Source organism: Ruegeria sp. YKSD179 (assembly GCF_059612885.1).
Genome location: NZ_JBXWRL010000083.1, coordinates 1 through 10,670, shown reverse-complemented (window position 1 = coordinate 10,670; position 10,670 = coordinate 1). Strand labels below are relative to the sequence as shown.

10 protein-coding genes are annotated in these 10,670 nt (G+C 52.8%); 6 read left to right on the top strand and 4 right to left on the bottom strand.

Annotated elements, in window-relative coordinates:
- Together AC2FNE_RS23385 and AC2FNE_RS23380 are read left to right on the top strand one after the other, a co-directional pair.
- A partial coding sequence (locus AC2FNE_RS23385) for a malate synthase G (protein WP_496806419.1) occupies nt 1–1,537 on the top strand: 1,537 nt, incomplete at its 5' end.
- A 66-nt stretch (nt 1,538–1,603) separates the two neighbouring features.
- Nucleotides 1,604–2,029, top strand: coding sequence for a GlcG/HbpS family heme-binding protein (locus AC2FNE_RS23380; RefSeq protein WP_170478884.1), 426 nt, complete (start codon nt 1,604–1,606; stop codon nt 2,027–2,029).
- Nucleotide 2,030: 1 nt separating this feature from the next.
- Here the strand turns inward: AC2FNE_RS23380 and AC2FNE_RS23375 are convergent, their stop codons facing one another.
- Entirely contained in the window at nt 2,031–2,978 is a 948-nt protein-coding gene (locus AC2FNE_RS23375; protein ID WP_170478886.1) for a phosphatase PAP2 family protein, read from the bottom strand.
- Nucleotides 2,979–3,154: 176 nt separating this feature from the next.
- Between AC2FNE_RS23375 and AC2FNE_RS23370 the strand changes: the two genes are divergently transcribed.
- Complete coding sequence (locus AC2FNE_RS23370; protein WP_496806418.1) at nt 3,155–3,934, top strand: gamma-glutamyl-gamma-aminobutyrate hydrolase family protein; 780 nt, start codon at nt 3,155–3,157, stop codon at nt 3,932–3,934.
- A gap of 48 nt (nt 3,935–3,982) precedes the next feature.
- Here AC2FNE_RS23370 and AC2FNE_RS23365 read toward each other — a convergent pair whose 3' ends face one another.
- Together AC2FNE_RS23365 and AC2FNE_RS23360 are read right to left on the bottom strand one after the other, a co-directional pair.
- Nucleotides 3,983–6,223 (bottom strand): xanthine dehydrogenase family protein molybdopterin-binding subunit, encoded by a 2,241-nt coding sequence (locus AC2FNE_RS23365; protein ID WP_496806417.1) that lies wholly within the window; start codon nt 6,221–6,223, stop codon nt 3,983–3,985.
- Between the two features lie 3 nt (nt 6,224–6,226).
- Nucleotides 6,227–6,691, bottom strand: coding sequence for a (2Fe-2S)-binding protein (locus AC2FNE_RS23360; RefSeq protein ID WP_170478891.1), 465 nt, complete (start codon nt 6,689–6,691; stop codon nt 6,227–6,229).
- Between the two features lie 98 nt (nt 6,692–6,789).
- On the opposite strand from AC2FNE_RS23360, the gene AC2FNE_RS23355 reads away from it, so the two are divergent.
- Entirely contained in the window at nt 6,790–7,368 is a 579-nt protein-coding gene (locus AC2FNE_RS23355; protein ID WP_170478893.1) for a TetR/AcrR family transcriptional regulator, read from the top strand.
- Here the strand turns inward: AC2FNE_RS23355 and kynU are convergent.
- Nucleotides 7,361–8,554 carry a kynureninase gene (gene kynU, locus AC2FNE_RS23350; protein WP_496806416.1) on the bottom strand — a complete coding sequence of 398 codons (1,194 nt, stop codon included), beginning with the start codon at nt 8,552–8,554 and terminating at the stop codon, nt 7,361–7,363. The two genes, AC2FNE_RS23355 and kynU, sit on opposite strands and share 8 nt — an antisense overlap.
- A 207-nt stretch (nt 8,555–8,761) precedes the next feature.
- Between kynU and AC2FNE_RS23345 the strand changes: the two genes are divergently transcribed.
- Both AC2FNE_RS23345 and AC2FNE_RS23340 read left to right on the top strand, forming a co-directional pair.
- The gene (locus AC2FNE_RS23345; RefSeq protein ID WP_170478896.1) at nt 8,762–9,211 is read left to right on the top strand and encodes a methyltransferase family protein; all 450 of its coding nucleotides are present in this window, start codon (nt 8,762–8,764) and stop codon (nt 9,209–9,211) included.
- A gap of 131 nt (nt 9,212–9,342) precedes the next feature.
- On the top strand, nt 9,343–10,670 hold a 1,328-nt coding region (locus AC2FNE_RS23340), incomplete at its 3' end, for a Re/Si-specific NAD(P)(+) transhydrogenase subunit alpha (protein ID WP_496806415.1).

The following is a 10,670-nucleotide window of genomic DNA, read 5'->3' as shown; positions in this document are numbered from 1 at the left end:
CTTGTCCGACCCTGCTAAATTTGTTGGCTTTGGGGGAGCGGCAGACAGTCCCGATTTCATACTGCTCAAAAACAACGGTCTACATCTTCAGATTATGATCGACCCGTCGAGTGCGATCGGGGCGTCAGATCCTGCTGGCATTTCAGATATTCGCCTTGAGTCTGCCTTGACTACGATCATGGATTGCGAGGACTCGGTCGCTTGTGTTGATGCCGAGGATAAAGTGGTTGCCTACGGCAATTGGCTGGGCCTAATGAAAGGTGACCTCGTCGAACTGGTCACTAAAGGTGGTAAAACGTTTGCCCGTAAACTGTCGGATGATGTTACCTACACCCAAGCTGGTGGCGGATCAGCAACGCTAAAAGGTCGTTCGCTGATGCTTGTCCGCAATGTCGGGCACCTTATGACCAATCCCGCGATTCTGGACGCTGAGGGTCGCGAGATTGGCGAAGGTTTGATGGACGCGCTCTGTACTACGCTGATCGCTATGCACGACCTGAAGAGAGAGGGTGGCAACTCGGTCGAAGGTTCGGTTTATGTGGTCAAGCCCAAGATGCACGGGCCGGAAGAAGTTGCGTTTTCGGTGGAAATTTTCGACATGGTCGAAGACATCCTCGGTCTGCCCCGCAATACTGTGAAGCTTGGCATTATGGATGAAGAGCGCCGAACCTCGGCGAACCTAAAAGAATGTATTCGGGCAGCAAAATCCCGAGTAGCGTTCATTAATACCGGGTTTTTGGACCGAACCGGAGACGAAATTCATACGTCAATGGAAGCCGGCCCAATGTTGCCCAAAGGCGATATCAAGGACACGCCTTGGATTACATCGTACGAGGATCGCAACGTTGATATCGGGCTGGCATGTGGCCTAAAGGGAAAGGCTCAGATCGGTAAAGGCATGTGGGCTATGCCGGACCGGATGGGTGACATGCTTGCCGCCAAAATCGTTCATCCAATGGCAGGGGCTACTTGTGCCTGGGTGCCGTCACCAACGGCCGCAACCTTGCATGCGACGCACTATCACAAGGTGGATGTTTTGGCGCGGCAGGATGAAATCGCGGCTGGTGGAGCACGCGGCACATTGGACGATCTGCTGACTATTCCGTTGCTGGGTGGTCGCAATTTGAGCAACGAAGAAATTGCCCGCGAGATCGAAAACAATGCGCAAGGCATACTTGGGTATGTCGTGCGTTGGATCGATCAGGGCGTTGGTTGTTCAAAGGTACCTGACATTAACGACATTGGCCTGATGGAAGATCGGGCAACGTGTCGTATTTCGTCCCAAGCATTGGCCAATTGGCTGTATCACGATGTGGTAAGCCAATCAGAGACGATGTCGGCCATGCAAAAGATGGCTGCCGTTGTGGACCGTCAAAACGCGGATGACCCGGTTTACACCCCAATGGCTCCGGGTTTTGATGGCATAGCTTTTCAGGCGGCTTGTGACCTTGTGTTTAAAGGGCGTGTTCAGCCTTCAGGTTATACCGAGCCCGTCTTGCATGCTCGACGTTTGGAACTGAAAGCACAGAATAATTAGGTATTTTATGGCAAGAGTGCCTGTTCTTGCATTTTGACAAAAAGCCATCACGCGAAAGGGCTGGAAATGTCGATTTCACTACGCAAGGCACGAACGATCGTGCGCAAGACGTTGGAACATGGCCGCGAGGTCGGAATGAAGCCCTTATCGGTGGTTGTGCTGGATGCTGGTGGTCATGTGATCGCATTTGAACGTGAAGACGGAGCGGCTCCGGGTCGCTTTGCGATAGCTCAGGGCAAGGCCTACGGTTCGGTTATGTTGGGAATGGCGGGTACTGCGCAGATGCAAAGGGCCGAAGCGCAAGCCTACTTCATGGCCTGTGTGAATGGCGTCTATGGCGGACAAGTTATCCCAGTACCCGGAGGTGTATTATTACGCGACCGAAAGGGCGCTGTAATCGGTGCAGTAGGAGTTACAGGTGATACTTCGGATAATGACGCCGCCGCCGCGATTAAAGGTATCGAAGCAGCAGGTCTGATCGGAGAGGTTTGAACTAGCCTTTTGCGTGGTGCATCCATGATCGCGTTGCAAACCAAGCTGCGACTGCGAAAACTAACATTCCCCCGGCCAAGTCAACCAAGTGGTGCCCACCGTGAGACAGTATTGCGGGTATCATCATGATGTTGAGCATTAACGCTGGAATTATTAGTGGTGTGCCACGCAAATACCAAACCACTAAAAGCGACATAACGGTATGGTAGGACGGAAAGGCAATTGTTCCTACAATGTCCGACGGTCTGATCACCTCCAGCCCCTGATGGGCCAAGCTGCGTAGAATTTCGGCGTAGTTACTGTTTGTGACAAGACCTATCTGGCTTTCTAGTCCGGCGGGCAGACTGTGAAATGCCGATGGCCCGACACTTGGTGCGATCCACCAGATTAAGGTTGTCAGCAAAAGGCTGAGGGTTCCGGCCAGCAAAGCTTGGTTCAGTGTTTCGGCCCTGCCGGTCAACGCTAGGTAAGCTACCATAATGAAAAGTTGCGGCAGTGAGCTGAGATAAACAAAGCGCAGCACGTACCCATAATCCGGATTAGCTGCGACTGTCTTTATTATATTGGGCCACGAATATCCGATTGCTGCGTCGGCCTGCATCAGCCATTGGTCATACACCAACTCTGAAATTGGGAAGCGCAGGTAAATCAGCAACGTCGTGATGCCCATAAATCCTAAAAACAGGCTGTTCGCGATGGCAAGCTGTGCAATGCGCGGCTGGTTTTTAAACTGTCGAATATAAACCCCCACAGCGAACAGACCCAATGTGGGCGTCAAACCAAGCCCGAAACCAGCCCAGGCGATGGGCTGGGCCTTGATCATGGATAACGCAACGCAAAGAGCGATGATCAAAGCCAACAGGCAGGCAAGAATGAATTCAGGTCGGCATAGACATTCTGACACGGCGAGCAGCCGAGTCTTACTTTGATTGGTAACAGTTGTTGTCATCGCCAGCGACCCAGTACCATTGGTTTAGGCTTGATTGACCTAAAACTGCGGCTTATCTGTGGCAACGGCGTGTAGATGTTGAGAAATTCACAGTGCAAACTGCAACTTCGCACATTGAAAGTCCGGATATTTTTGGCATGAATGTTCGAACGGTTCTAAAATGCAGCGAGGAATGAATGGTGCGTCCGGTCGTCGGTATTATCGGCAACTCTTATCTGATGAATGATCAATATCCGACCCATGCGGGCGGGACGATGAACTCGGATGCGGTTTCAAATGTTTCGGATTGCGTACCATTGCTTATCCCCGCTGACCCACGTTTTGTCTCTGTAGAAGAATTGCTGGAAGTCTGCGACGGTTTTTTGCTGACAGGTGGGCGGCCAAATGTGCACCCAGAAGAATATGGCGAATCCGCTACTGCCGCACATGGTGATTTTGATCGGGCGAGGGACGCCATTACGCTGCCTTTAGTGCGGGCTTGTGTTGAGCGTGGGCAACCTTTCTTTGGAATTTGCCGGGGATTTCAGGAGGTCAACGTCGCACTGGGCGGAACACTCTATCCTGAAATCCGCGACCTGCCGGGGCGCCAGAACCACAGAATGCCCCCAGACGGAACGCTGGAAGAGAAATTTGCGTTACGCCATGTTGTAACGCTTGCCGAAGGCGGAGTGTTTCACGACCTCTTTGGAGCAACCGAAGTAATGACCAATACGCTGCATGGTCAGGGCATAAAAACGATCGGACGCGGTGTTGTGATCGATGGTCATGCTCCTGACGGAACACCCGAAGCGATGTATGTAAAAGATGCGCCGGGTTTCACTTTGTCCGTGCAGTGGCATCCAGAGTGGGATGCTGCAAATGATCCGGTCTCCCGCCCTTTGTTCGAGGCGTTTGGCGCAGCTGTTCGCAACTGGTCGGCGAGCCGAAAGGCGACGCATTTGAAAAAGTCCGCTTAAGTTAACTAGCTGATACAGCCCGGTGGATGACCGGGCTGAATGATTAAATTACACGAGTAAATCGAACTGCTTGTTAAGCGGAAGGCTACGTGCACGTTGCCCTGTAAGATCGAATAGAGCGTTACCTAGTGCTGGCATGGATGGCGGTGTTCCGGGCTCTCCCACACCGCCCAAATGTTTATTTGTCTCTAGAATACGAACCTCTGTTTTCGGAGCGTTGTGCATACGCAGCGCGTCATAATCTGGAAAGTTGTATTGTTCGACTTCGCCGTCAGCGAATGTAATTTCGCCCTGAACAGCCGCGGAAAGGCCATAGATCATGCCGCCAATCATTTGTGCCTGTACCGTTGCAGGATCAAGTGCGAGACCTACGTCGCAGGCGATCCATGCCTTTTTGATCCGGATCGTTCCGTCTTCGTCGACGACTTCGATCACCTGAGCGACCGGGGTGCCAAAGCTATAGGTCAGGGCAACGCCGCGCCCAACCCCCGAAGGGGTCTTTCCTGTCCAGCCGGACATTTCCTTTACGGCTTGTAGGCAACCAGCCGATGGGGCGTGTTCGGATTTGGTTAGTTCCAACCGAAACTCCAAAGGGTCTTGCCCCGCGGCGTGAGCCATTTCGTCCATAAAGGTTTCATGGAAGAATCCATTGTGACTGTTGCCTACTGACCGCCAGAAACCTACAGGAACCGCAAGATCGGCAACGTGACCGCTCATGCGGTAGTTTGGAACTGCGTATGGCTGATTGAAAAAACCTTCTACCAAAACCTTGTCAGGTCCACCCCCAGCAAAGCCTGTTACCCGTTGCACAGCTTGATGAGTACAGGACTGCGATGCAACTTTGCCGTCGATCACAACAGCTTTGCCATCCTTTACCGCGCCCCGCATCCGCGCCATTGCGGCGGGGCGGTAAAAGTCGTGGCGCATGTCCTCTTCTCGGCTCCAGGTGGTCTGGATCGGTGTGCCCGGCATCGCCATGGCAACCTTCGTGGCGATTTCGCCAAAATCCAGCTCGCCGCGTCGCCCGAAACCTCCACCCAAATAGGTTGTGTGAATTTCAACGTTTTCGGTATCAAGGCCGGCAATATTGGCCACACGCATTCGAATCAGAGTTGGGGCTTGATTCCCGCACCAAAGTTCCAGTTTGCCGCCGGAATAAAGAGCGGTGGCGTTCATTGGCTCCATAGTGGAATGAGCCAAGTAAGGCGCTGAATATTCAGCAGTAATTTCAGTGACACCTTCACGAACTGCGTCGACATCCCCATCGTCGCGCATAGTCGAATTTGGTCGATCGTCGAACGCCGCGGCAATCTGTGCGAACAACTGGTCATTTTCGGGTGGATAAGGAGCATCGCCCCAGTCCACTTCAATCGCTTCGACTGCCTGAATAGCCAACCAAGTATTGGTGGCAATAACCGCGACACCTGTGCCCAAATCGACAACCTTTTCTACGCCAGGCATAGATTTGGCTACACCGGCGTCGAAGCTGTTCATCGCACCGCCCAATTTGGGGTTCATGCGCACGGAGGCAAACATTATTCCTTCGGGCCGAACATCGATCCCGAATTCAGCCGTACCAGTGGATTTTCCCGGCGTATCCAGACGTTGCTGTGGCTGACCCAATAGGCGCCATTCAGACGGATCGCGAAGGGTAACCTTGGGCGGATCGATCTGACCCGCTGCTTCTGCGAGTTCGGTATATGGGATACGCGTCCCATCTGGTGCAACTACCGCTCCATTTTCTGTAGTCAATTGATCTCGGTCGATGTTCTGCCTTTCGGCTGCAGCCTGCTTCAGCGTCTCTCGCGCTGTTGCACCCGCCATTCGCATCCGCTCGAACCCGTCTTTCATCGAGGTTGAGCCGCCCGTGACCTGCAGGCTGAGCGTCCTGCCAAGCACACCTAGGGCTTCGCCTAGATTGTGTTGGAAGTTCGAGATGTCATAGCCTTTGTTTGGCAAGCCCTCACCAACCAGTGCTGAGTTGTAATAAGCTGCAGCCGCAGGACCGTGCAGCACACGGATTTGGTCCAATTCAACATCTAGTTCTTCGGCAATCAGCGCAGCCCAGGTGGTCATGACACTCTGGCCCATCTCAGCGCGCGGAGCGAAAAGAGTAACGCCTTCTTGGTCGATCATGACGAACGGGCTCAATACCGTTTCGCCTTCGCCTGGCTTCAGTGGATTTGCGGCGGGGCGAGAAACGTAATACGCGCCGAAAGCGACACCGCCAACTACAGCGGCAGATCCAATTAGAAAGGTACGGCGCAGGATTTTACCTATGCTTGCCATCGTCTAGGCCTCCCTCAATTTGGCTGCGGCATCGTGGATGGCCGCGCGGATACGCGGATAGGTTCCGCAACGGCACAGATTGCCCTGCATCGCATCATCGATCTCGGAGTCTGTAGGGGTCGGGTTTTCCGACAACAATGCTGCTGCCTGCATGATTTGACCTGACTGGCAATAACCGCATTGGGCAACTTGGTGATCCACCCATGATTTCTGAATCGTAGCCATCGCCTCTGGCGTTCCCAGTCCTTCGATTGTGGTCACATCTCCCCATACGTCAGAAAGGGCAACCTGACATGATCGAACTGCCTCACCATCGATATGGACAGTACACGCGCCACAAGCGGCTACACCGCATCCAAATTTGGTACCGGTCAGGCCAACTTCGTCTCGCAGAACCCACAAGAGTGGAACATCATCAGGCAAATTAACCTGATGGGGTGTACCGTTGATCTTTAAGGTGGTCGCCATTGCGTGCCTCATTTTCCGTGGCAGATTTATGACATAGTTGTCGTAAAATGTCAGGATGTCAATTGACAAAATAAACAAAAACTGTCAGGGCTTGGTTTATGATAGACGTAATCGACGATCCGAAGCAGGCGGCGATCCTAAGTTCCGCGTTTCAAGCCTTTGCAACCTACGGGTTCCGAAAAACTTCGATGGATGACATTGCAAAAGGGGCGGGAATGTCCCGACCTGCCGTCTATTTGCATTACAAAAACAAACAAGACATCGTTCGCAAACTCACCCAGTTGCATTACGAAGAAAAGATTTCTTCCGTTTTCAAGGCCTTACAATCGAAAGGGGCCGTATCGCAAATAGTAAGCCGGGCTATTCTTGCTCAGTCAGATGGAATGGCTGCAATTCTGGCTTCTCCCCATGGGGTCGAGATGTTGGACGCCACAAAATCGATGTCCACGGATATTGTCGAACAAGGCGAGGCAAAGCTGACCCAGCTGTACGCAGATTGGTTAGCGCGTGAAGATACTGCTGGGCGTGTTTGCCTGCCGGACAAAGCTGAAGAGACAGCCAGGACAATCACTGCCACCTTAAAAGGTATCAAACTGACCGCTTCAAGCGCCAGCGAATTTGAAAAAAGAATTGCACAGGTGGCAGCCTTGTTTGGAGCCGGACTCGAAGTCAAGTAACCCGCTGACGAATCTTGTATTCAGGATTGTCCCACAACATATCTTTCATGATTTTCGACATAATTTCAACGGCCTGCTCGACATCTGCAGTATCGATAAAGAGAGGGGTGAAACCGAACCGCATTATGTCAGGAGCTCGAAAGTCCCCGATCACACCACGGGCGATCAGCGCCTGCATAGCAGCATACCCTTCTTTGAAGCGGAATGAAATCTGGCTTCCTCGTTCGTTCGGATCGCGGGGGCTGGCGAGCTCTAAGTCGGGGCACGTGGCCTCGACCCGTTTAAGGAATAATTCCGTCAACTCGATAGATCTTGATCGAACATCTGTCATGTCGACTGTGTCCCAAATATCAAGAGCAGAGGCCAATGCCGCCATTTGGATGACTGGTGGCGTGCCTACCCGCATCCGCTCAATACCAGTGCCGGGGCGGTAATCCAAATTAAACGCGAATGGAGCTTCGTGCCCCAACCAGCCGGATAGCGCTGGCCGCACTTTCTCCGCCAAACGCGGTGCAATGTAGATAAAAGCCGGCGCACCAGGCCCGCCATTCAAGTATTTGTAAGTGCACCCGACGGCAAAGTCGGCATTGCACTCGGCCAAGTGTACTGGGATTGCGCCCGCGGAATGGGCAAGATCCCATACTGTCACCGTACCATTTGAATGTGCGAGTTCAGTTAGTGTCTTCATGTCATGCATACGACCGGTTCGATAATCAACTTCGGTCAGAAGTAATACGGCAACGTCGTCGGAGATGTGTTCTGCAATCACTTCTGGGTCGACCACACGCAGTTCGTAGTCTGGCCCAAGTGAACGTAGTAGGCCGTCCGCCATATAAAGATCCGAGGGGAAGTTTCCACTGTCTGAAAGCACGACCTTGCGATCTGGGCGCAACTCCAGCGCCGAAGCCACCGCTTGGTAAACTTTGATCGAAAGAGTGTCGCCGACCACAACACTGCCCGGTTCTGCCCCTATCAAGCGGCCGATCCTGTCGCCCAATCCAGTAGGCATGCCCATCCATCCGGCTTTGTTCCAGCCGGTTATCAACATCTGCCCCCATTCGTCAGTAATCATGCTGTGAACTCGCGCGTTCGCTTCCTTGGGCATTGGTCCAAGCGAATTGCCGTCCAGATAGATCATGCCGTGCGGCAGGTAAAATTTGGCTTTCGTGGCGGCAAAGTCTGTCATTGAGTTTCCGTCAGGTTTGTTTTCGGTTCAGATGCCAAGTGGCTAGATGATACGGCTGGTCGTGTCCATCGCTCATAGGTCCATGTTTGAAGGTGTATTTTAGATACCTGCGACCATCTGTGTTTTTGCCAATAGCACCGGAAAACGATACATCTTTGCTGGAAAACGACATGTATCCGGGTTTCTGGAAATACGGAATTTCAAAGCATGCGCAATATTGATGTCCCCCCGGTTTGGTTACTGGGTGTTGCAATCCTCGCTTGGTTGCAGTCGCGTTACTTCTCATTCGGTTTATCGCTTGAGGGTTGGTTCACCGACCTTATCAGTGGGTTGCTGATCGGTGGAGGCGTCATTTTGATCCTAATGGCAATTGTGGAGTTTCGGCGTTTCAAGACCACAGTGATACCGCACCAGACGCCGACATCGTTGATCCGGACAGGTATTTTCAAACGCAGCCGAAATCCAATTTACCTTGGCGATGTATTGATCCTGACCGGACTGATCATCAGGTTCGATGCGGTTTTGTCTCTGGCTTTGGTCCCATTGTTTGTATGGGTGCTGGAGCACCGCTTCATATTGGCGGAGGAAGATCGCCTGCGACGGACTTTTCGGTCGGAATTTGCCCGCTATGAGCGCCAAACACGCCGATGGATCTGAGCATTTGAGGGTTTTTATACGGCGTAAAAAATGCTGCGCTTGCGAAATAATCTTTCGCGAGATACATCAGAGCTTGACGAAGAATACCAACCACCTGCGCGAACAAATCGAAAATTAGGGGGAATTCACCGTTGAAGATAGGAACGCCAAAGGAAATTTTTGACGGTGAGAACCGGGTTGCAATGACCCCGGACTCGGCCCGTCAATTGCAGAAGCTTGGGTATGAATGCCTGATCGAAAAAGGTGCTGGCGCGGCGGCGGGCTTTTCCGATGCCTTGTACAAAGAGGCTGGTGTCGAAGTTGTTAAAACTGCAGCTTCCTTATGGAAGGCTGCTGATATTGTCGCCAAGGTACGCCAGCCAACCGAGACAGAGCTGAAGCGTTTGACTAAAGGTAAGACCCTGATTTCCTTTTTTAATCCGGCTGGGAACGAAGAAGGTATGGAGTTGGCCAAATCCAAAGGCGCAAATGTGATTGCTATGGAGATGGTGCCACGGATTTCGCGCGCACAGAAGATGGACGCGTTGAGTTCAATGGCGAACATCGCCGGTTACCGCGCGGTGATCGAAGCAGGCAACAACTTTGGCCGTTTCTTTACTGGTCAGGTGACCGCCGCAGGTAAAGTTCCACCTGCGAAGGTGCTGATCGTCGGTGCCGGTGTGGCGGGACTGGCGGCTATCGGTACCTCAACCTCTTTGGGCGCTATCACATATGCATTCGATGTACGGCCCGAGGTCGCCGAGCAGGTCGAATCCATGGGTGCAGAATTCGTATATCTGGACTTCGAAGAAGAACAACAGGATGGCGCTGCAACGGGCGGATATGCCTCGGTTCAGTCTGAGGAATTCCGGAATGCTCAACTGGCCAAATTCCGGGAGCTGGCTCCGGAGATGGACATTGTCATCACGACTGCGTTGATCCCCAACCGACCTGCACCAAAGCTGTGGTTGGAGGATATGGTAAAGGCGATGAAACCGGGTTCGGTCATTGTTGATCTTGCAGCAGAACGCGGCGGCAACGTCGAAGGCACGGTACCGGACGAGAAGGTTATTACAAGCAATGGCGTAACAATCATTGGCTATACCGACTTCCCAAGCCGGATGGCGGCGCAGTCTTCGTCACTCTACGCAACCAATATTCGCCACATGATGACGGACTTAACGCCCGATAAGGACGGTAAGGTCAATCACGACATGGAAGACGATGTGATCCGTGGCGCGACTGTGACTTACGAAGGTGAGATAACCTTCCCACCGCCGCCCCCCAAGGTGCAGGCGATCGCTGCTCAAACGAAACCCGAAGTCAAGGAATTGACGCCGGAAGAAAAAAAGGCGCAGGAACTGGCAGCCTTCAAGGCCCAGACCAAGCAGCAGTTTACCCTGCTTGGCGTGGGTGGCGCGCTGATGCTGCTGGTAGGGTTGGTCGCTCCGGCCAGCTTCATGCAGCATTTTATTGTTTT